The organism is Pseudomonas sp. JE3303 (genome assembly GCF_056312565.1).
The window spans coordinates 114467-135985 of sequence record NZ_JBWGIF010000009.1 but is presented as its reverse complement, the minus strand read 5'-3'; the positions used below and the strand labels follow the sequence as shown (position 1 = coordinate 135985).

The 21519-nt window shown below is 63.4% G+C and carries 17 protein-coding genes; 10 read left to right on the top strand and 7 right to left on the bottom strand.

The genetic code is table 11. The annotated features are described in order from the left end of the window. The first annotated feature begins 311 nt into the window (after positions 1 to 311). From AC0ZZU_RS14565 to AC0ZZU_RS14545, 5 genes are all read left to right on the top strand, one after another. Complete coding sequence (locus AC0ZZU_RS14565; protein ID WP_476341610.1) at positions 312 to 731, top strand: hypothetical protein; 420 nt, start codon at positions 312 to 314, stop codon at positions 729 to 731. After that, positions 728 to 1012 (top strand): DUF3077 domain-containing protein, encoded by a 285-nt coding sequence (locus tag AC0ZZU_RS14560; RefSeq protein WP_476341609.1) that lies wholly within the window; start codon positions 728 to 730, stop codon positions 1010 to 1012. Before AC0ZZU_RS14565 ends, AC0ZZU_RS14560 begins: the two co-directional genes overlap by 4 nt. Positions 1013 to 1326: 314 nt before the next feature. Next, positions 1327 to 1731: a transcriptional regulator gene (locus AC0ZZU_RS14555; RefSeq protein ID WP_158462076.1), complete on the top strand. Its 405-nt coding sequence runs from the start codon at positions 1327 to 1329 to the stop codon at positions 1729 to 1731. Between the two features lie 97 nt (positions 1732 to 1828). Next, positions 1829 to 2755 carry a DMT family transporter gene (locus AC0ZZU_RS14550; protein ID WP_476341608.1) on the top strand — a complete coding sequence of 309 codons (927 nt, stop codon included), beginning with the start codon at positions 1829 to 1831 and terminating at the stop codon, positions 2753 to 2755. A gap of 191 nt (positions 2756 to 2946) precedes the next feature. Beyond that, the gene (locus tag AC0ZZU_RS14545; protein WP_257604619.1) at positions 2947 to 3072 is read left to right on the top strand and encodes a PA1414 family protein; all 126 of its coding nucleotides are present in this window, start codon (positions 2947 to 2949) and stop codon (positions 3070 to 3072) included. A gap of 53 nt (positions 3073 to 3125) precedes the next feature. On the opposite strand, the gene AC0ZZU_RS14540 is transcribed toward AC0ZZU_RS14545, so the two are convergent. Next, positions 3126 to 4505, bottom strand: a complete 1380-nt coding sequence (locus AC0ZZU_RS14540; protein WP_476341606.1) for a sodium:solute symporter family protein — start codon at positions 4503 to 4505, stop codon at positions 3126 to 3128. 143 nt (positions 4506 to 4648) lie between these two features. Then, positions 4649 to 5599, bottom strand: coding sequence for an agmatinase (speB, locus tag AC0ZZU_RS14535; protein ID WP_476341604.1), 951 nt, complete (start codon positions 5597 to 5599; stop codon positions 4649 to 4651). Between the two features lie 218 nt (positions 5600 to 5817). Here speB and AC0ZZU_RS14530 point away from each other — a divergent pair, with 218 nt between their 5' ends. Together AC0ZZU_RS14530 and AC0ZZU_RS14525 are read left to right on the top strand one after the other, a co-directional pair. Then, positions 5818 to 6711 carry a LysR family transcriptional regulator gene (locus AC0ZZU_RS14530; RefSeq protein WP_158464976.1) on the top strand — a complete coding sequence of 298 codons (894 nt, stop codon included), beginning with the start codon at positions 5818 to 5820 and terminating at the stop codon, positions 6709 to 6711. Between the two features lie 23 nt (positions 6712 to 6734). Beyond that, on the top strand, positions 6735 to 7340 hold the full coding sequence (locus AC0ZZU_RS14525) for a tRNA-uridine aminocarboxypropyltransferase (protein WP_476341603.1): 606 nt from the start codon (positions 6735 to 6737) through the stop codon (positions 7338 to 7340). A 1-nt stretch (position 7341) separates the two neighbouring features. Here AC0ZZU_RS14525 and AC0ZZU_RS14520 read toward each other — a convergent pair whose 3' ends face one another. Genes AC0ZZU_RS14520 through AC0ZZU_RS14510 form a run of 3 tightly spaced genes read right to left on the bottom strand, consistent with a single transcriptional unit; the run spans position 7342 to position 12265 of the window. Continuing rightward, positions 7342 to 8697 carry an HlyD family type I secretion periplasmic adaptor subunit gene (locus AC0ZZU_RS14520; protein ID WP_476341602.1) on the bottom strand — a complete coding sequence of 452 codons (1356 nt, stop codon included), beginning with the start codon at positions 8695 to 8697 and terminating at the stop codon, positions 7342 to 7344. A gap of 9 nt (positions 8698 to 8706) precedes the next feature. Next, positions 8707 to 10854 carry a type I secretion system permease/ATPase gene (locus AC0ZZU_RS14515; RefSeq protein WP_476341786.1) on the bottom strand — a complete coding sequence of 716 codons (2148 nt, stop codon included), beginning with the start codon at positions 10852 to 10854 and terminating at the stop codon, positions 8707 to 8709. A gap of 37 nt (positions 10855 to 10891) precedes the next feature. Beyond that, positions 10892 to 12265 carry a TolC family outer membrane protein gene (locus tag AC0ZZU_RS14510; protein WP_476341600.1) on the bottom strand — a complete coding sequence of 458 codons (1374 nt, stop codon included), beginning with the start codon at positions 12263 to 12265 and terminating at the stop codon, positions 10892 to 10894. Positions 12266 to 12688: 423 nt separating this feature from the next. Here AC0ZZU_RS14510 and AC0ZZU_RS14505 point away from each other — a divergent pair, with 423 nt between their 5' ends. Then, a complete protein-coding gene (locus AC0ZZU_RS14505; protein ID WP_476341598.1) occupies positions 12689 to 17635 on the top strand; it encodes a retention module-containing protein in 4947 nt (1648 codons plus the stop codon). 28 nt (positions 17636 to 17663) lie between these two features. On the opposite strand, the gene AC0ZZU_RS14500 is transcribed toward AC0ZZU_RS14505, so the two are convergent. Then, a complete protein-coding gene (locus tag AC0ZZU_RS14500) occupies positions 17664 to 18029 on the bottom strand; it encodes a YbaN family protein (protein ID WP_158462145.1) in 366 nt (121 codons plus the stop codon). A 9-nt stretch (positions 18030 to 18038) separates the two neighbouring features. Continuing rightward, entirely contained in the window at positions 18039 to 18626 is a 588-nt protein-coding gene (locus tag AC0ZZU_RS14495; RefSeq protein ID WP_476341596.1) for a UPF0149 family protein, read from the bottom strand. A gap of 245 nt (positions 18627 to 18871) precedes the next feature. Here AC0ZZU_RS14495 and recQ point away from each other — a divergent pair, with 245 nt between their 5' ends. Further along, positions 18872 to 21007, top strand: a complete 2136-nt coding sequence (recQ, locus tag AC0ZZU_RS14490) for a DNA helicase RecQ (RefSeq protein WP_476341595.1) — start codon at positions 18872 to 18874, stop codon at positions 21005 to 21007. 71 nt (positions 21008 to 21078) lie between these two features. Next, complete coding sequence (locus AC0ZZU_RS14485) at positions 21079 to 21516, top strand: MarR family transcriptional regulator (RefSeq protein WP_476341594.1); 438 nt, start codon at positions 21079 to 21081, stop codon at positions 21514 to 21516. Positions 21517 to 21519: the final 3 nt, after the last annotated feature.

Sequence of the window (21519 nt, the reverse complement as noted above, 5' to 3'; positions counted from 1 at the left end):
CATTCAATAGGAAAACTTCAGACTTTCCCTATTCCTTGTAGTCCATTTCCCAAAGATACTGTTACAGCCCTTAAGTCGTTGCAATGGTCCGTTTCGCGTCCTAGTCTCGACCAGTCGTTGCTCATCAACGACCGGTTTTGACAGACCGATTCCTGATTTTCGGACCATATGTGCGTCGTTTCCTGGCGGCCGTACGTGGGGCACTTCGGTGCGCCGAGTTCCGATATCCTCGGTCTGTCAACCCGCGTATGGCTGCCACCATTTGTTTGACAGCATGACGTGGTAGCTCCCATCGATATCGGAGTCACGCAATGTTAAAGATCGTCCCCGACCCACCGCACCACGAAAACCACTCCCTGGAAGACATCCTCATCCAGACCTCCGAGTACCTGGCCTGCGCCTCGACCGTCGCCCATCAGACGATGGTGGTCAGTCCCCAGCCCCCTGGGCAACTTCTGATCCTGGCAACGATGCACCAGATCGACCGCGCGCATGTGCTGGTTGAAATGGCGTTGAGCAAGTGCAGTCACGGCACTAGCACATCAGTAGTGGCAACAGCACAAACCTTTGTGGGAGCGGCCTTGTGCCGCGATCGGGCGCGGAGCGGCCGTACTTCAAGCGATGCGCTAGAGCTGGCGAACCGAGCCAGTCGTTCTGCGGCCGCTTCGCGCCCGATCGCGGCACAAGGCCGCTCCCACAGGGTCATCCCTACGGGCTGGAGAAATGTATGACTGGAAAAACCAACCACTATAAGACCACCGGCGTAGGCACCTTCGGCGAAGGCATTGGCGGCTGCATCAGCGACCGCCTGTTCAAGGTCGCCCCAGGCCACGACGCCGAATATGCCCTCGAACAGGCCTCGGTCCTGCTGGACTGCGTCTACCGGATGACCCTGCAAGCCGGGGTCGAGCGGGACGATATCCTGGTCTGGGGCGCTCATTACCTGAGCGGCATGGCGAAAGCGCTGGTCGAGGATGTCACGCACGGGATGATGACGGGGCCTGTGCGCTAGACAAGTCCAGAAGATGCGTGGATGCCTGAAACACTCAAAGCGCTCCACGCATTTACTCACCTGCGACATATCCAGGACACCGCGCTATGCCAAACGCTACAAACACTCAGTGGGGCCGCCTCGCCAGTCAGGAAGACCATGACATCGATATGTCCGACATCCCTGAACTGGATGACAACTTCTTTCAACATGCTGAACTCCGTATGCCGGTGTTCAAGGTAACGGAAGTCGAGCATGATCCGCCGGAACGCTTTCCCCCTCCCACCAGTCCCACCTGTGTAGTCCCCATCCGATCACAGCAGGAGCCCATCTCCATGAGCCACTACGACTGGGACCTGATCGAACGCTTGCTGCACGAAGTGCAGAACGGCGCCGGTCACAGCTTCACCCCGCGCCCCTATGCCGAGCAGCACGCCGCCGCGCAAGCGGCGCAGGGCGAGCCGGTTGGCGATCTGGACCACCTGAAGTCCCAAGCCTGCGACTACGAGAAACTGCTGTTCGAGCGCGGCTTCATCGAAACCCGTCCTGAACAGGACGGCGGCAATGGTGAAAACTTCGTGCTGACCCAGCGCGGCTCGCGGCTGTTGAGCCTGATCGACAGCAGCATCCCGGGTGAAGCACATCCACGCCAGGTGCTCGATGACCAGGAAGATGCCCTGGATGAGGCAACCTTCGACCGGGTCTCGGCCAAGCCGCAGATTGCCCACGGGGCAATTTAGGCTGGCAAGGGCAGGGCGCGGAACGGGATAATCGGCGCTGGATCCATTTTCACTGCCGAGCCTTGCCCATGCCTTCGATGACACAAGGGGCACGCCCATGAGCGTGACCCGCAAGAATACCGACGCCTTTGCCTTGCAAGTGATGCTGTTGCTGTGCCTGATCTGGGGCAGTCAGCAGGTAATGATCAAGTGGGCCGCGGTGGACATCGCGCCAGTGATGCAGGCGGCATTGCGCTCCGGCATCGCCGCGGTGCTCGTGGGAGTGCTCATCTGCTGGCGCGGCGGTTGGGATCAGGTGGGTAACACATGGCGGGGCGGATTGCTGGCAGGCGCGTTGTTCGGCCTGGAGTTCCTGTTCATAGCCGAGGGCCTGAAGCTGACCTCGGCGGCGCACATGTCCGTGTTTCTCTATACCGCGCCGGTATTCACTGCGCTCGGCCTGCACTTCATGCTGCCCAGCGAACGGCTGCGGACGTTGCAGTGGCTAGGGATCCTGCTGGCCTTCATCGGCATTGCGCTGGCGTTTGCCGGGGGACTGTCGCTGGACCACCTGGACGGCCGGACCCTCCTCGGCGATGCATTCGGCGTTCTGGCGGGCCTTGCCTGGGGTGCGACGACCGTAGTGGTACGCGGCTCGCGGCTTTCGGAAGCACCGGCAACGCTGACCTTGTTCTACCAGTTGATGGTCGGTTTCGTCGGCCTGCTGCTGATTGCACTGCTCACGGGGCAGATCGGGATGGTCACCCTGACGACATTGTCGATCAGCAGCGTGCTGTTCCAGGGCCTGGTTGTGTCGTTCTTCAGCTACCTCACCTGGTTCTGGCTGCTGCGCCAGTACCTGGCCTCGAACCTGGCAGTCTTCTCCTTCATCACTCCGTTGTTCGGGGTGACCTTTGGCGTGTTGCTGCTCGGTGAACCGTTGAGCTGGAACTTTGTATTCGGCGCGGTCCTTGTGCTGTTGGGGGTGATCATGGTCAGCGCAGAACCATGGGTGCGGCAGCGGCTGCGCAAGGTGCTGGGCTGATTATCGATCAGCCTGGCAACAAGGTGAAACAGTAAACCAACCGTCGGAAGTCCCCTAAACGGATTGAAACGCGGCAAACTCGCACACATCTGTAGGAATAGTGGCATGCGCAATACAGGACATCGGTCTATGATCTGTATGAAGCATCGCCGGATTGATTTGCCGTGAGGCTGACCCGTAAAGGGGGCACTATGAAAAACGACATGTACAACTGGCTCCACGACCTCGCCGTCGCGCTGGGCTTGATCCCGCCACCGTTGCAGCCGGTGCCGATCCCCACCGACGAAGAGCGTAAACGTCAACCACGACGCCGCTGAATGTAACAAAGCCGCCGCACCCTTTCGGATGCAGCGGCCTTTTTGTGCAGGCCTCAGGCCAGGTTCACGGCGCCCACTGGGCGGCGCGAGCACAGGCTTACCAATACAAAGCTCACCAGACCGGCTGACAGGCTGTAGTAGATCGGCGTGTTGGCCTCGAGCCCATCCTTGAGCATGAAGAACAGCACCGTTACAAAGCCCAGGCTCATGCTGGTGATCGCCCCTGCCGTGGTAGCGCGTTTCCAGAAGATGGCCCCGATCAGCGGGACCAGCATGCCGCCGACCAGCAGGTTATAGGCCAGGGTCAGCGCACTGATCACATCATTCACCGCCAGGGCGATGCCCAATACCACCAGGCCCGTCAGCAAGGTGAACAGGCGATTGATGCCCAGGCTCGACTGCTTGCCGCCGCGCAGCTTGGGCAACAGGTCTTCGGTCAGCGTGGTGGACGCCGCAAGCAGCCCGGCACTGGCGGTCGACATCATCGCCGCCAGCGCGGCCGCCATCAGCAGCCCACGGATGCCATCCGGCAAGGTGCTCTTGATCATTTCGGCGAAGGCATTGTTCGGGTTGGCAAGATCAGGCATCAGCACATGCGCAGCCATGCCGATCAAGGCACAGGCCAGGCCGTAGAACACGCAGTAGATGCCCGCGGTGGTGCCGGCGCGCTGGGCGACTTTCTCGTCCCGCGCGGTGAACACCCGCTGCCAGATGTCCTGGCCGATCAGGATGCCGAAGAAGTAGATCAGGAAGTACGTGATGATGGTGTCCCAGCCGATGGTGGTCAGCTGGAAGCTCGACTCGGGCAGCTTGGCGACCAGTTGGTCCCAGCCGCCGACCTTGTAGAGGCACACCGGCAGCAGGATGAACATCAGGCCGACGGTCTTGATCACGAACTGGACAATGTCGGTGAGGGTCAGCGACCACATGCCGCCGATGGTCGAGTAGATCACCACCACGCCGCCGCCAAGCACCAGCGACAGCCAGAAGGGCAGGTCGAGCAGGACCTGCAGCACGGTGCCCATGGCCAGGGTCGAGGTCACCCCGATCATCAACGCGTAGGCCAGCATGATCGCTGCACTAGCTTGGCGCGCCATGGGGTTGTAGCGACGTTCCAGCACCTGGGTCACTGTGAAGATGCGCAGGCGCAGCAGGGGCTTGGCCAGGAACAGGTTGAGCGCGATGATGCCCAGGCCCAGCGCGGCGCACAGCCAGAAACCCGAAATCCCATGGACGTAGCCCAGGCGCACGGTACCGACGGTAGAGGCACCGCCCAGCACGGTGGTGGCCATGGTGCCCATGTACAGGGTCGGGCCGAGGTTGCGGCCGGCCACCAGGTAGTCTTCATGGGTCTTTGCGCGGCGCATGCCGTACCAGCCGAGGCCGAGCATGCCTGCGGCGTAGATCAGTACTACGAATATGTCCAAGGCCATGGGGTGTCTCCGCTTTATCTTTATTATGTGAGATCGACCATCCGGACAGTCACCGCTGCCCGTCGGTCTGGTAGGTCTGGCGGGTCGTCACCGCGACCCTGCCTGAAGGCTCCTGCCTGGATTACCGCTCCTGAACCCTAGGGTCAGCGATGCGCAACGCCCGGCAGCACGCAGAGCATCTCGAACAGCAGGTTGGCGCCCAGCAGCGAAGTGTTGCCGGTGGTGTCGTAGGGGGGCGAGACTTCGACCAGGTCGCAACCGATCAGGTCGAGGCCCTGGCAGCCGCGGATGATCTCCATGGCCTGGATGGTGGTCAAGCCGCCGATTTCCGGAGTGCCGGTGCCCGGTGCCCAGGCCGGGTCGATGCCGTCGATGTCGAACGACAGGTACACCGGGCCACCGCCGACCTTCTCGCGCACTTCGGCCATCAACGGCGTCAGCGATTTGTGCCAGCAATCTTCGGCCTGGACCACGCGGAAGCCCTGGCGGCGGCTCCAGTTGAAGTCGTCCGCGGTGTAGCCCTGGGCGCGCAGGCCGATCTGCACCACCCTGTCGCAGTCCAGCAGGCCTTCTTCCACGGCGCGGCGGAAGGTGGTGCCGTGGGCGATCTTCTCACCGAACATGTGATCGTTGACGTCGGCATGGGCGTCGATGTGGACCAGGCCGATCTTGCCATGCTTCTTGTGCAGCGCGCGCAGGATGGGCAGGGTGATGGTGTGGTCGCCGCCCAGGGTCAGCGGGATGACGTTGTGCTCGACGATCTCGTCGTAGGCCTCCTCGATGATGCGCACGGCGTCCAGCAGGTTGAAGGTGTTGATTGCCACGTCGCCGATATCGGCGATCGACAGCGAGTCGAACGGCGCGGCGCCCGTGGCCATGTTGTAGGGGCGGATCATCACCGACTCGGCGCGGATCTGCCGCGGGCCGAAGCGGGTGCCGGAGCGCAGCGAGGTGCCGATGTCCAGTGGCACGCCGATGAAGGCGGCGTCCAGGCCTTCGGCGCTTTGCAGGTGTGGCAGGCGCAGCATGGTGGCGATGCCGCCGAAACGCGGCATTTCGTTGCCGCCCAGTGGTTGGTGAAGAATCTTGTCCACGGTGGGCCTCATCAGTCGATTGTTCTGGTTGTTCGAACCTGTGCCTGGGTGCGCTTCGCTGGCGCACGCTGGCGGCGGACAGGGTCATTGCGGCCAAGTCTGCAAAAGGTAGTGCCCGGGAGGAATCGCTGCCGGCAAATACTTACTTCAGGTTTTTCTGAACTAATGCCCGGGTGCGGTTAGAATCCGGCCACTTGCATCCACTGGAACCGTTGTCCATGGCCTCTGCCTTGCCCGACCTGAAACTGCTGCGCATCTTCGTCAGCGTGGTGCGCCACCAGGGGTTCGCCAATGCCCAGCGCGAGCTCAACCTGTCGACCTCGGCCATCAGCACCTACATGAGCCAGCTCGAAGCGGCGCTCGGCATCGTGCTGTGCCACCGCGGGCGGGGTGGTTTCAGCCTGACCAGCAAGGGCGAGCTGTTCCATCAGGAAACCCTGCGCCTGCTGGCAGAGATGGATGGCTTCGAGCAATATGCCGCGGCGCTCAAGGGCGAGTTGCGCGGCACGCTGAATCTTGGGGTGATCGATTCCACCGTAGGTGACCGGGCCTTGCCGCTGGCCGAGGCGATCGGTGCCTACAGCCTCGAACACCCGGCGGTGCACCTGCACCTGTCGGTTTCCAGTCCCTACGAGCTGCAGCTGGGTGTGCAGGACAACCGCCTGGACCTGGCCATCGGCGCGTTCTCGACGCGCATGAGCGGGCTGGTCTACCAGCCGTTGTACCGCGAGCAGCACTGGCTGTACTGCAGTTCGCGCCACCCGCTGTTCGCCGAGCGGCGTATCCCGGAGCAGGTCATCACCCAGCAGCGCATGGTCGGCCGGGGATATTGGAGCCAGGCGGAGCTTGCGCGACATGGTTTCAAGCACAGCGCCGCGACGGTCGAGAGCATGGAGGCGCAGTTGATCCTGGTGCTGTCTGGCGCCTACATCGGCTACTTGCCCGAGCATTACGCCCACGCCTGGGTCGACAAGGGCGACTTGAGGGTGCTGTCACCGGCGACGTTTGGCTATCAAGCGCCATTTTCCATGATCATCCGCCGTGGACGCAGCCGCGAGCCGTTGATCCAGACTTTCCGTGACCTGCTCAAGACGCAGCTCAATGGCGCCTGAGCGGCGCCGATCAGGAGACCATCATGTCCAGAGCCCGTTGCGAGCGCTGCCAGCGCCCGCAAGACCATTGCCTTTGCCCGCTGATTCCCCAGCTCGACAGCCGCACGCGCGTGGTGCTGTTGCAGCATCCCAGCGAAACCGGGCATGCCCTCAATACCGCGCGTCTGGCGGCCCTTGGGCTGGTGAATGCCGAGCTGCGGGTTGGCGAGCTGTTTGAAGACTTGCCGGAGCTGCTGGCGACGCCCGGATACCGGCCGGCGCTGTTGTTTCCTGGAGAAGAGGCGCAGGCCTTGGAGCCCTACGGCCCCAGCGAGCCATTGCCGTTGTTGCTGATTGTCCCCGACGGCACCTGGCGCAAGGCGCGCAAGCTGCTCTACCTCAATCCGCCGCTCCAGGCCTTGCCGCGCGTCTCGCTCGGTCAGGTCCGGCCCTCGCGCTACCGACTGCGCAAGGCGCCGGAGGAGGGGGCCCTGTCGACGCTGGAAGCGGTCGTGCAGGCGTTGAATGTGCTCGAAGCCCCGGCCCCGTTCGATGAGCTCCTGAGGCCGTTCGATGCGTTGATCGAAGGGCAGATCAAAGCCATGGGCCGAGAAACGTTCGAGCGTAATCACACGGGCGCTCCGCGTTGAATCACCGCTCGCGCATCGCCTCGGTCCGGGCCTTGAGCACTGGCTTGAGCAGGTAGTCCAGTACGCTCTTCTGCCCGGTGATGATGTCGACTGTCGCTGTCATGCCGGGGATGATCAGCAACGGCTTGTTGTCACCCCCCAGGTGGTTCCTGTCGGTGCGCACCTGGATCAGGTAGAAGGCATTGCCCTTGTCATCCGTGACGGTGTCGGCGCCGATCAGCTCAAGCTTGGCCTTGAGCCCGCCATAGATGGTGTAGTCGTAGGCACTGAACTTGACCATCGCCGTCTGGCCGGGGTGCAGGAATGCCACGTCCTGCGGGCGGACCTTGGCTTCGATCAGCAGGTTGTCCTCGATCGGCACGATCTCCACCAGGTCGCTGCCGGGCTGCACGACGCCGCCAATGGTGTTGACCTTGAGCATCTTGATGATGCCACGTACGGGCGACTGCACCGTGGTGCGGGTCACCCGGTCATCGATGGCAATGCTGGTCGCGGTGAGTTTCGAGAGCTCGGTGCGCTTGTCGTTCAGCTCCGTGGCCGCCTCGGAGCGAAAACCCGCGTCTGACTCTTCGATCTTGCTCCTGATCTCGGCCGCCGCTGCCTCGGCGCGGGGGATGGCAAGGCTGGTGGCATTGAGCTGGCCGCGGGCTTCGACCGTGCGCTGCTTGAGCCGCAGGATCTCCACGGGTGAGATGGCGCCGGTACCCACCAAGGGGGTCGACATGTTCAGCTCCTGCTGCAGCAGCGCCATCGCGGAGCGGTACTGCTCCACCTTGGAGCGGAACTCGGCCAGCTCCTGGCTCTTCTGGCGCAGCTGTTCGTTGAGGGTCTTTTTCTCGCTGTTCAGGCGGCGCAGGCGCGACTGGTACAAGGCGATCTCGTCCTCGGCCACCTGCGGAGCCTTGCTGCGTATTTCGTCGTCCAGCTCGAAGGGCCGGCCCTCGGCCTCCGCCGACAGGCGCGCAACCTGGGCGCTCAAGGCGTAGCGATCGGCCTCGCTCTCGCCCTTGTTGGAGCGAAAACGTGTGTCATCCAGCCGCAGCAGGGTGTCGCCCTTGTTCACCATCTGGCCTTCACGCACGAAGATCTCGGTGACGATACCGCCTTCGAGGTTTTGCACCACCTGCACCTTGCTCGACGGGATGGCCTTGCCTTCGCCCATGGTCACTTCGTCGAGCACGGCGAAGTTCGCCCAGACCAGCGCCACCAGCAGCAGGGCCGCGGCCAGCCACACGGTCACTCGCGAAAGGCGCGGCGAATCCTGCAGGGTGGCGCCCGCGAGCTCCGGCATGTAGTCGCGCTCGGCCCTCTTGCCCGAGCTCTTGATGTCACTGCGTACGCCATGGCTGAAGGACATGCTGAACTCCTAGAGGGCCGCGCCCACGCGGCCCTTGCGCAGGGCGCCGATGACCGCGTCCTTGGGACCGTCGGCGACGATCTTGCCGTTGTCCAGCACCAGCAGGCGGTCGACCAGGCTGAGCATCGAAGTGCGGTGGGTCACCAGCAGCAGGGTCTTGCCCGGCACCCAGGCATGCAGGCGCTGGCGCAGCTGGTCTTCACTGCTGTTGTCCATGTGGCTGGTGGGTTCATCGAGAATCACGATCGGCGGTTCCAGCAGCATCGCCCGGGCCAGCAGCACAGCCTGGCGCTGGCCGCCCGAGAGCAGCTGGCCACGCTCGCCCACCGGACGGTCGAAACCTTGCGGATGTTGCCGGGCGAGTTCGCTCACCCCGGCAAGCTCGGCCACTTCCAGCATGCGGGCATCGCTGACATAACGGGCGCCCAGCGTGAGGTTGTCGCGCAGGCTGCCGGCCAGCAGCGGCAGGTCGTGGGCGACGTAGCCCACCTGGCTGCGCAGGTCGGCGATGTCCAGCTGGCGAAGGTCGAGATTGTCCAGCAACAACTGGCCTTCGTCCGGGTGATAGAAGCCCATCAGAAGCCGCGCCAGGGTGCTCTTGCCCGACCCGCTGCGGCCGATGATGCCGATGCGCTCGCCAGGTTTGACCGCAAAGCTGATGTCATTGAGTGCCGGGGCGTTCTGCCCGGCATAGCGGAAGCTGACATGGCTGACCTCAAGCCCGCCCTTCAGCTGGGTGTGCTCCAGCGCCTGTTGCTCGGCCCGGCGTTCCTGCGGCAGGGCCATCAACGCATCGGTGCTGCGCATGGTCAGTTGTGCTTGCTGGTAGCGGGTGATCAACCCGGCCACCTGGCCAAGCGGCGCCAGCACCCGGCTACCGAGCATGTAGCTGGCGACGAGGGCGCCAACGCTGAGGTTGCCCGCGATGATGCTGTAGACCCCGGCGACGATGATCGCCATGCCGCAGAACTGCTGGATGAACAGCGTGCCATTGGTGGCCATGGCAGATAGGTTGCGGGCGTGGGCATCGAGGCGGGCCAGCGCGCCGTTGGTGTGCTCCCAGTGATACTGGCGCTCGCTTTCGGCGCCACAGGCCTTGAGCGTCTCCAGTCCGCCGAGGGTCTCGATCAGCAGCGCCTGGCGCACCGCGCCGAGGCTCAGGCTTTTCTGCACGGTGTCGCGCAGGCGCATCTGGATGATCAGTGCAAAGCACAGGGTCAGCGGAAAGGCGAGCAGTGGGATCACCACCAGCCAGCCGCCTAGCAGGCCGACGACCACCAGCATGAGTACCACGAAGGGCAGGTCGATGATGCTTGTCAGGGTCACGGCGGTTAGAAATTCGCGAAGGCCTTGGAAGTCGTGGATGCTCTGGGCGAAGCCACCGATGGTGGTAGGACGGGCCGTCATCGACATGCCGGTGATGCGCTCGAACAGCGTCGCGGAAAGAATCAGGTCGGTCTTCTTGCCCGCCTGGTCAAGCAGGTGTGCACGGACCACCCGCAGCACCAGCTCGAAGGTAGTGCCTATGAACAGGCCGATGACCAGTACCCACAGGGTCGAGAGCGCCTGGTTGGGCACCACGCGATCGTAGGTCTGCATGACGAACAGCGGGACCATCAGCCCGAGCAGGTTGATCAGGAGGCTCGCCAGCAGCGCATCGCTGTACAGCCAGCGGGAAAGTTTGAGGGTGTCGCGGAACCAGGCGTTTACCCTGGGCAGCAGGGGGCTGCGCAGCTCCTCGAGCGAATGCCTCGGGCGTGCAAACAGGGCGTGCCCGGCATAGGCCTCGGCAAGCTCCTGGCGGCTGACCCATTGCTCACCGCCTTCGGCCTCACAGGGCAGGATCAGCGCGCGGTCATCATCGCTCCAGCGGCGCAGCACCGCCGATTTCCCGTCCTTGAGCAACAGCAGCACGGGCAGGTTCATTGCCGAGATGGCGCCCAGTTCACGGCGCAAGACGCGTGCCTGCAGCCCGGCACGGGCCGCCGCACGAGGCAGCAGGTCGAGGCCCAGCCGCTGGTTGGCCAGGGGCAGGCCGCTGCCCAGGCTCGCCCGGCTCACCGGGCAGCCGTGCAGCTTGCACAGGATCAACAGGCCATCAAGCAGCGGATCATCGAAGCTCAGGCGCGGTTCCGCGGCCGAGTCTGGCGTTTGCATACTGGTCACGATGGCCTGCTCCTGCCGCGGGAAAGGATCAACGCATGTCGGGCAACCGCGCCTCACTGCGCACTTCGCTCTGGGCAACTGCCTCCGTCGGCAGGGTGATGCGCTGTTTGCTCAGCAGCTCGCCCATGTTGGCCAGCACCCGGTACATGGAGTACTCCTCCAGGTAACGCACCTCGGTGTAGCGGCGGTTTGCGTTGTACAGCTCGTTTTCGCTGTCGAGCACGTCGAGCAGGGTGCGTTGGCCAAGTCCGAACTGGTCCTGGTATGCCGCCCGCACGCGAGTCGTGGTGTCGGCGTACTCGCGGGCGCTCGGAGTCTGCTTGCGGGCGTTGGTCATGGCGTTCCAGGACAGGCTCAGGTTTTCATTGAGCGTGCGCAGGGCGTTGTTGCGGATGTCCATGGCCTGGTTGATCTTGTGTGCGTCCGATTCCAGGCGGGCCTTGTCGCTGCCGCCGCGGAACAGGTTGTAGCTGAGCTCGACGCCGGCCTGCCAGTCGTTGTTGCTGTGCCCACGCTCACCACCGGTGTTGTTGTTGGCGCCAGTGGCCAGCACGGCATCCACGCGCGGGTAGAACGGCGACTTGGCGACCTGGTACTGCTGCTCCGCGGCCTGTACATCCGCTTGGGCGGACTTGAGGTACGGGTTGTTTTCAAGCATGCCCTGGCGTGCATCGACCAGGTTCGCAGGCAGCTCGCCCTGGATGGTCACCGGGGTTTCCAGCTCATCGGGCATGCGGCTCACCACGCTGAAGAAGTTGGCTTCGGCATCGGCCAGGTCGACTTCTGCGGTGTCCAGGTTGTTTTCCGCCAGGGCGCGGCGCGCGCGGGACTGGTCAAGGTCGGCGGTGCTGCCGACGCCGCGCTCGCTGCGCAGGCCGATCTGGTCATTGACACGCAGGTGCGCTTGCAGGTTGTTCCTGGCCAACGTCACCAGTTCACGGCGCTTGAGCACTTCGAGGTAGACCTCGATGGTGCGCAGGGCAACGTCCTGGGCGATTGCCTGGGTGTAGTAGGCACGCGAGTTGACTACCGCTTCGGTGCGGCCGACTTCGTTGGAGGTGTTGAAGCCGTCGAACAGCATCTGCCGCAGGCGCAACTCGGATTGCGTGTAGTTCAGGGTTTCCTTGTTATGGCTGCGGGTGCCATCGGCGTTGAAGCCGCGGGTGTTGACGTTGTCCGAGCGCTGGCGTCCGTAGCCGGCGACCAAGTCGACCGTAGGAAAGTATCCACCACGGGCAAATTTCACATCTTCGTCCGCCGAAAGGCGGCTGTTGCGGTTGGAATGCACTTCCGGGTGCTGGTCCACGGCGTTTTGAATAGCCTCGGTAATGGACATCGCTTGTGCACCGGCGCTCGCCACTGCCAAGAGAATCGCACTGGTGATTGGGGTCAAAACGCGCATGGGGTACTTCTCCCTGGTCTCAAAAGGTTCCTGCGTTCGTCAAGAAAATGACGAAATATAAGAGTCAAACCGTCTCAGGTTTGTAACAACAGAGCTAAGAACATTTAACGGTCAAGCTAAGATGTTTTTGTCATAGATACTATGCGGAAAAAAACTTATGCCGTCTAAGAAATCCGCGACATTGTTCTAATAAGTTGTCTGCAGGAGCCGCGCAACAATGCGATTTTGCGGGCATTTAAGAAAGTTCCCAATTTTTTGCAGCATGGGGCATGGATGTGGCGGAGAGGATGATGGCAATCTGGAAATTGGCGACATTTAATTGGCGGTAATGGGCTGGCCTCTTTCCGATTTTCTATCCACTGGCTCTACCAATCAGCGCACCTGACGTGCAAGGAATCTTCCAGGCAATGGAGACGTGCGCTCATGGCAAAGTTCGTCGGTGTGGTCAGCAAGGTGATTGGCCAGGTGTTCGCGGTAGGCAGCGATGGCGTGCGCCGACTCCTGGTTGAAGGCGATCGGCTGTTTGCCGGGGAGCAGCTTGAAACAGGCGCCGCTGGCGCCGTGGCAGTGCACCTGGACAATGGCGCGGAGCTGACCTTGGGCCGTGGCAGCAGCCTGGAGCTGACTCCCGGCCTGCTTGCCAACCGCGCAGGCCGAGTACTCACGGACGAGGCGCTCACGCCCAGCCAGGAGCAGCTCGCTGATGTCGAGCGTCTGCAGCAGGCCATAACCGCCGGTGCCGATCCGAGTGAGGAGGCCGAAGCCCCGGCGGCAGGGCAAGGGAAGGGCGGAGAGCCTGGAGGCCTGGGGGGTGGCCACTCCTTTGTGCTGCTGACTGAGGTGGGCGGACACGTCGATCCCTTGATCGGCTTCCCAACTTCAGGCTTCAGCAACATTCCGGAGTTGACCAACGACTACATCGGCCTGGTCAATGGCCGCAACGCTGCGCCGTCATTGCCAGTCCTCGAGCCTGAGCCGGGTAGACCAGTTGATCCGGTGGATCCTGGAAATCCTGTAGGTCCGGTAGATCCAGTAAATCCAATTGATCCGATAGACCCGGTGGGTCCGGTGGACCCGGTGGACCCGGTGGACCCGGTGGACCCGGTGGACCCGGTGGACCCGATGGATCCGGTGGATCCGGTGGACCCGGTGGACCCGGTAGACCCGGTAGACCCAGTCGATCCGAACAACCCTGTCACCCTTGTGGGCCTGCAGGTCGATGGCGGTGAACTGACCGTCCACGAGAAGAACCTCGCCGATGGCAGCAGCCCCAATACCGCCGCGCTGACCCAGAGCGGCACCTTCACCGTGGTGGCGCCGGATGGCCTGCAGGCGTTGAGCATCGGCGGGATCAGTGTGGTCAGCGGAGGTGTAGCGGCGGGCCTGCCGCAGTCCATCACCACTGCGCCAGGCAGCACCTTGACGATCAACAGCTATAACGCCGCCACGGGTGTGGTGACCTACAGCTTTACCCTGACCGGCAATGAAGCGCACCCCAACTCCGAAGGCAACAACAGTCTGGGCGAGAGCTTCGAGGTAATCGCCATCGATACGGACGGCAGCGCTGCCACTGGCAGCCTGGACATCAACATCGTCGACGACGTGCCCGAGGCAAGGGCGGACCAGGCGAGTGTGATCGAGGGCGGCACCGTCAGCGGCAATGTCCTGCTCAACGATGTGCTCGGCGCCGACCAGGCCGGAACCGGCAACGTGGTGGTTGGCGTGCGCGCTGGCTCCGACACCTCGACCTCGGCCATTGGCTCGGTGAACACCACCGTTGTCGGCCAGTACGGCACCCTGACGATCGACTCGGCAGGTAACGCGCGCTATCAAGCCAACCCCAATACGGCGGCGCCAGCGGGTGCCACTGATGTGTTCGTCTACACGATCCGGGACACGGACGGTGATGAGAGCACCACCACCATCACCCTCGACGTGACCGGCAGCTCGCTGGTCGCGTCGCCGGACAGCGACGTCACGGTGTACGAGAAGTCGCTGGACCTGATCAAGGACGGCAACGACCTCGCAGCGGGCACGGTCCAGGGCAGCGATCCGGACTCAACCGGTGAAACCGCCTCCGGCACCCTGGCAGGCGCGGTCACTGGCGGTATTGGCGCGTTGACCTACAGCGTCGTCGGCAACGGCGTCGGCCAGTATGGTCAACTGCAACTCAACAGCGATGGGACCTATACCTACACCCTGACTTCCGCACCACGGTCCCAGGACAACGCCAGTGACGGCGCTGATACCCTGAGCGAGCGTTTCACTTATCAGGTGAAGGATTCGCTGGGCAATACCACCACCAGCACTATCGTGATCAACATCGTCGACGACGTGCCACAGGCCTACAGCGACTTCGCCAACGTCTACGAAGGTGGCACCGTCAGCGGCAACGTGCTGGTCAATGATGTGATCGGCGCCGATGTGCCGGGCAACGGCAACTTTGTGGTGGGCGTGCGCGCCGGGTCCGACACCTCGACCTCGGCCAATGGCTTGCTCGGAACCAGCGTCGTTGGCCAGTATGGCTCCCTCACGCTCGATGCCCAGGGCAATGCGGTCTACATCGCCAACCCCGACAGCGTGGCGCCCGCTGGCGCTACCGATGTGTTCGTCTACACGATCCGCGACGCGGACGGGGACGAGAGCACCACCACGATCAGGATCAACGTCGTCGATGACGTTCCCCGGGCTCACTGCGACGTGGCGGCCGTTGCCGAAGGGGGTACGGTCAGGGGCAATGTGCTTGAGAATGACGTGGTCGGCGCCGATATTCTTGCTAGCGGCAACCATGTCGTCGGGATACGGGCGGGTTCCGACACCTCGACCTCCGCCATCGGCTCGCTCGGTACTCAGGTGGCCGGCCAGTACGGCTCACTGATCCTGGATGCCAAGGGCAATGCGGTCTATAAGGCCCGTCCGGACAGCGTTGCAGGCCCAGGCGCCACCGACGTGTTCGTCTACACGATCCGGGATGCGGACGGCGACGAGAGCACTACCACCATCCGCATCAACGTCCATGACTGCTCGCCCATTGCAAGCCCGGACAATGAGGTCATCGTCTACGAGAAAGCGCTTGGCCTGGGCAGCGATCCAGGCTCGACGGGGGAGGCTGCTTCCGGCTCGCTGGTGGGATCAGTCGCAGGCGGCGTGGGCGCGCTGACCTACAGCCTGGTCGGCGGCGCCACCGGCAGCCATGGACAGCTTCAGCTCGATGCCAACGGCGGCTATACCTATATACTCACCTCGGCACCCAAGACGCCAGGTGGCGCAGACGATGGCGCTAACATCGTCACTGAATTCTTCACGTACAAGGCCACCGACTCGCTCGGCAACACCAGTACCAGCACACTTGCCATCCGCATCGTCGATGACGTGCCCGAGGCCGTCTGCGCCGAGCGCTCGGTCAGCGCGGGCCAGGTGGATTCCAACCTGTTGCTGGTAATCGACGTCTCAGGGAGCATGAACCTCAAGTCCGGGGTGGGTAACCTGAGCCGGCTGGAGCTGGCGAAACAGGCGGTCAATGCGCTGCTCGACAAGTACGACGAGCTGGGTGACGTCAAGGTCCAGATCGTCACCTTCGCCACGGGCGCGGCAGAGCAATCGCCGGTCTGGGTGTCCGTGGCGCAGGCCAAGTCCATCGTCGGCGGCCTGTGCGCCGACGGCTCGACCTACTACGATGCGGCGATTACCAAGGCCGCAAGCGCCTTCGACACGTCCGGCAAGCTGGCAGGCGCGCAGAACCTTGCCTACTTCTTCTCGGACGGTGAGCCGACCCAAGGGCATGCGCTCAACGCGCTTCGCGAGGACGCCTGGGAAGCTTTCCTCGACAAGTCCATGATCAAGTCCTACGCCATCGGGCTGGGTACGGATGCCAAGGCCGAAAACCTCGATCCGCTGGCCTTCGACGGCAGCACCCACACCGATACCGGTTCGATCGTTGTCACCGACCTCAACCAGCTCAGTGCAGTGCTCAGTGAGACGGTCCAGGGCGCGCCAATCACCGGCAGCCTGATGAGTGGCGGGCATTTCGGCGCCGATGGAGGCTTCATCAAGGCGCTGCAGGTCGACGGCACCACCTATTCCTACGATCCGAATGCCGGCGGTGGAGAACATCACTTCAACATCAAGACCAGCCTGGGTAGCAGCCTGGTGGTGGACATGGATACCGGCGAGTTCACCTACTCGCCGCCGAGGGAAAATGGCACGACCCGCTCGGAAAACATCCTGTTCACTGTCAGCGACAATGATGGGGATACCAGCACCGCTGGGCTGTCGATCAAAATCATCGCAAAAGGCGCAGGATTCAGCGTCGGCGACAAGACGCCAGTGCTCGACTTTGGCGATTACAGCAACACCAGTTACAACCAGTCCAGGGACCTGCCTCGCAGCGCATTCGTCGACGCTTCCGGGTCGATGACGGCGGCGTTGGTGGTGGCCGGCTATCTGAGGGCCGTGACCCACGCCAATGCCCATGACGAAGACCTGCTGACGGTCCCTCTGAGCAAGGGCGAGACCCTGACGCTGCAGCACGGGAATGCCGACGGTAACCTGTCGATGGAGTGGAAGGATGCTGCGGGGAGTTACCATGAGATCGACAACAAGGGCAGCTTTACTGCTGACCATGATGGGCTCTACAGCCTCCATCTGGCCAACGAGATGAATACAAGCGGTCCCAACGCCAATGCGGCCGAAGACTACCACTTGACCTTGACGATCAACTACGCCAGCGCCGAGAACGAGGTCTTGCACAGCAGCTATATCGCCGATGATGGCCTCAGCGGCGCGGGTACCGGCAGCGCCGACATCACCTTCCAGGCCGGCAGCCTGCTCGCCGGCACCGCTGAAGACGACGTGCTGTTGGCCGGTGCTGGACATGACACGCTCGATGGGGGAGACAGCCATGACGTGCTGGTGGGTGGGGAGGGCAACGACCGCTTGTACGGCGGCAATGGCGACGATCTGCTGATCGGCGGCCCGGGCAATGACTTGCTTGCCGGTGGCAGCGGCAACGACACGTTTGTCTGGCAGCAGGGCGATAGCGGACACGACCTCGTGACCGACTTCACCCCGGGGCTTGATCACCTTGATCTCTCGCAGTTGCTGCAGGGCGAGAACGCTACCGCTACCTCGCTGGATGACTACCTGCACTTCAAGGTCAGCACTGGGGACAGTGGCGTGGTGTCGACCATCGAAGTCAGCGCAGTGGCCGGCGCGGCGCCGACGCAGACCATCGACCTGGCTGGTATCGACCTGGCGCAGCACTACGGAGTCACGGCGGGTGCAGGAGGGGTTATCGCCGCCGGTCAGGATACGGCGACCCTGATCAACGGAATGCTGGGGGATCAATCGTTGAAGGTGGATGTGGTCTAGGAAAAGCCACCCGAAGCGAGACCAGTGATCAGTCCGAACGGCGCAGGGTCTTCTGCTTGAGGATATACGCCGTGACCAGCACCGCGCTGGTCAGCATGAAGGCTCGTGCCCAGGGAAGGGGCACGAGGTAGCAGGACAGGCCGATACTCATCCACATCAACCCGATGGCGTAGACCTTGCCCTTCAGGGGAATGCCTTCACCGCTCAGGTAGTCACGAATCCACGGCCCCAAGCGCGGATGAGTGACCAGCCAGTGGTGAAAGCGGGGCGAGCTGCGGGCGAAGCAGGCAGCCGCCAGCAGCAGGAAGGGGGTGGTCGGCAGCACCGGGAGGAAGATCCCGATCACCCCCAGCGCCACGCTGAGCCAGCCGACGGCCAGCAGCAGGTAACGCACCGGCCGCACTCAGTGATGGCGGGGCTTGAGCAGTGCTGGTTTCTCGTCCGGCGCGTGCAGCAGCAGGTACAAGGCAGTCAGTGCTTCAGGGATCTGCACGATCATGTCGTCCTGCAGGTTGGCGTTGCTGGCGATATCGGCAAACTCGGGTTGTTCGTCGAACAGGCCCGAGCCGACCATGATCGGCAGCAGCATCTCGCTGACTTCCTCTTCGGCGTTCTCGAACCAGGCTTCTTCACGCAGGAACACGCCTTCCATGAAGCCGATGCACCAGCCGCGCAGCTCGGAGTCGTCCGGCTCGTCGGTGAGGTCGAGGTCGCATGGCAGCTCGAATTCCTCATCGCTGGCCAGCTGGCGGGCGATGTGCGCCTGCAGGGCGATCAGGGTCGACTCGATCTCCTGGCGCTGGGCATCGTCGTTGTAATGTGGCTCTTCGGCGAAGAGGGCGTCGATCCATTCGCGTTCCGGAACGTCTTCGGAACAGATCGACAGCGCGGTCAGGTAGCCGTGGGCGGCAACGTAGTCCAGCGCTTCTTCGTGCAGCTCATCGGCGTCGAGGAAGGCTTGCAGGCGGGTCAATTGCTCGGCGAAGGACATTACAGGGCTACCTTGGGGAATAAACGATAGTGAATTCTAGCACCTTGCAGCCGGTTCGATGCAAAGGAAGACGCCTATCGCCAAGCGTCCTGTGCAGGGGCAGGGTGGGGTATACTTCGCGGTTTTCGGCCAGGGGCAGCGGTGCCCGGGGCCTGGAAAAAACCGCTTACGCATTTGTCAGGGCGGCAGACGGGTTTTTCGTCCAGCCTGTGTTCAGGATGGCACGGCGATTTTTTGGAGTTTCTATGCTCGAACAGGCTCAGCGCGTTCTCAAGGATGTCTTCGGTTACGACAGTTTCCGTGGCCGCCAGGGGGCAATCATCGAATGCGTGGCCAATGGCGGCGACGCCCTGGTGCTGATGCCCACCGGCGGCGGCAAGTCGCTGTGCTTCCAGGTGCCGGGCCTGCTGCGCCCTGGCCTGACCGTCGTGGTGTCGCCGCTGATCGCGCTGATGGACGACCAGGTAGCGACCCTCGATGAACTGGGCGTGGCCGCCGCCGCGCTCAACTCGACGCTCAACAACGACCAGCAGCGCGAGCTGGCCGACCGCTTGCGCCGTGGCGAGATCAAGATGCTCTACCTGGCCCCCGAGCGCCTGGTGCAGCCGCGCATGCTGGATTTCCTGCGCAATCTGGACATCGCGCTGTTCGCCATCGACGAGGCGCATTGCGTTTCGCAGTGGGGGCATGATTTCCGCCCCGAGTACCTGCAACTGGGCCAGCTGGCCGAGCTGTTCCCGCATGTTCCACGCATCGCCCTGACCGCCACGGCCGACATGCGTACCCGCGAGGAAATCGTCAACCGCCTGCACCTGCAGGGCGCCGAGCGGTTCCTGTCGAGCTTCGACCGGCCCAATATCTTCTACCGCATCGTGCCCAAGGAGCAGCCCCGCAAGCAATTGCTGGCGTTTCTCGGCGAGCGCCGCGGCAACGCGGGCATCGTCTACTGCCTGTCGCGCAAGAAAGTCGACGAGACCGCCAGCTTTCTCTGCGATCAGGGCTTCCCCGCACTGCCCTATCACGCGGGCCTGCCAGCCGAGACGCGCGCGGCGAACCAGCGGCGCTTCCTTAACGAGGAAGGGTTGATCATGGTTGCCACGATCGCCTTCGGCATGGGCATCGACAAGCCAAACGTGCGCTTCGTCGCCCACCTCGACCTGCCCAAGTCGCTGGAGGCCTACTACCAGGAAACCGGCCGCGCCGGCCGTGACGGCCTGCCCGCCGACGCCTGGATGGCCTACGGCCTGCAGGACATGGTGATGCTCAAGCAGATGCTGCAGAACTCCGAGGGGGACGAGCGGCACAAGCGGATCGAGCAGCACAAGCTCGACGCCATGCTGGCCCTCTGCGAGGAAACCCGCTGCCGCCGCCAGGCGCTGCTGGCCTATTTCGACGAGATCCTCGAGCAACCCTGCGGGCATTGTGACAACTGCGTCGACCAGGTACAGACCTGGGACGCCACCGAGCCCGCCCGTCAGGGCCTTTCCGCGGTGTTCCGCACCGGCCAGCGTTACGGTGTCGGCCATCTGGTCGACGTGCTGCTGGGCCGCGATACCGAGAAAGTGCGCAATTTCGGCCACGACAAGCTGGCGGTATTCGGCGTCGGCAAGGCCATGGCTGAAAGCGAGTGGCGGTCGCTGTTCCGCCAGTTGGTGGCCCGCGGGCTGGTGGACATCGACCTTGAAGGCTACGGAGGCCTGAGGCTGTCCGACAGCTGTCGGCCGCTGCTGCGCGGCGAGGTCAACCTGCAACTGCGGCGCGACCTCAAGCCGCAGACCTCGTCCAGGTCCGGCTCGTCCGGCGGCAGCCCGGCCAGCCAGCTGGTGCGGGGCGAGGAGCGCGAGCAGTGGGAAGCGCTGCGCGCCTTGCGGCGCAAGCTGGCCGAAGAGCACAGCGTACCGCCGTATGTCATCTTCCCCGACTCGACCTTGCTCGAGATGTTGCGCAGCCAGCCGACCAGTCTCAGCGAGATGGGCCGTGTCAGTGGCGTCGGCGCACGCAAGCTGGAGCGCTACGGCCAGGCCTTCCTCGAAGTGCTGGGCGGTGGCGGCGACACGCCAAAGGTGGTGGTCGATCTGCGCCACGAACTGATCAGCCTGGCCCGCGCCGGGATGACCCCGGCGCAGATCGCCGGCCAGCTCGATTGCAGCGAGAAGAACGTCTACAGCCTGCTGGCGGAGTCACTTGGCCGCCAGGAACTGAGCCTGGACCAGGCGCTGGACCTGCCCGAAGACCTGCTGTCCGAGATCCAGGACGCTTTCCTCGATGGTGAGGGCGAGCTGCCGCCTGTTTCGGCGATTGCCGAGCAGTTCAGCAAGCGGGTTCCAGAAGGCGTGCTGTATTGCGTGCGCGCTGCGCTGGCCGCGGAGTTCGAACTTTGAGCGCAAGCCTTGCCTGATGGCCCGGGGCATGATTAGCTGGCTAATAATTAGTTTCGTTGATTGAGTTGCTTATGCCCCTGACCGACAACCAACACCGCTTCGGCATGCAGCTGGCGCAAATGTCCCGCGGCTGGCGTGCCGAGCTGGACCGCCGCCTGGCCGGGCTGAACCTGTCCCAGGCGCGCTGGCTGGTGTTGCTGCATCTGGCCCGCTTTGAAGAGGCCCCGACCCAGCGCGAGCTGGCCCAGAGTGTTGGCGTCGAAGGCCCCACGTTGGCGCGCTTGCTCGACAGCCTGGAGAGCCAGGGGCTGGTCCGGCGCCAGGCGGTGGTTGAAGATCGGCGCGCGAAGAAAATCCTGCTGTGTCCGCCTGCCAAACCGCTGATCGACCAGATCGAGACCATTGCCAACGAGCTGCGCGTGGAGCTGTTCATGGGCGTCGACGAAGCCGATCTCGATGTGTGCATGCGGGTGCATGCCAAGATTCTCGGCAACCTCGAAAAGACCTGACGC